Origin of the sequence: Pseudomonas sp. GW456-12-10-14-LB2 (genome assembly GCF_002884345.1) — a bacterium.
Classification (GTDB): Bacteria; Pseudomonadota; Gammaproteobacteria; order Pseudomonadales; family Pseudomonadaceae; genus Aquipseudomonas; species Aquipseudomonas paraglycinae.
Genome location: NZ_POHV01000270.1, coordinates 1 through 249, shown reverse-complemented (window position 1 = coordinate 249; position 249 = coordinate 1). Strand labels below are relative to the sequence as shown.

Genomic DNA, 249 nt, shown 5'->3' with positions numbered 1-249 from the left:
CTCTCACCTAGTGGCCAGAACCTTGCTGCTGGTGCCCGCGGACAAGCTGACGCTTCACTTCCACAACACCCGCGGCCTCGGGTTAGTCAATGTGCTGGCCGCTCATGATGCTGGAGCGCGACGCTTCGATGCGGCGCTCGGCGGCTTGGGCGGGTGCCCGTTTGCACCCGGGTCTACGGGCAATGTCTGTACCGAAGATCTTGTCAATCTCTGCCACGAGATGGGTCTCGCGACCGGCCTCGATCTGCG

1 pseudogene is annotated in these 249 nt (G+C 63.5%); it reads left to right on the top strand.

Annotation, left to right across the window (positions count from 1 at the left end):
• Positions 1 to 249 (top strand): annotated as a pseudogene (locus C1X29_RS30185) (hydroxymethylglutaryl-CoA lyase); the annotation flags it as partial.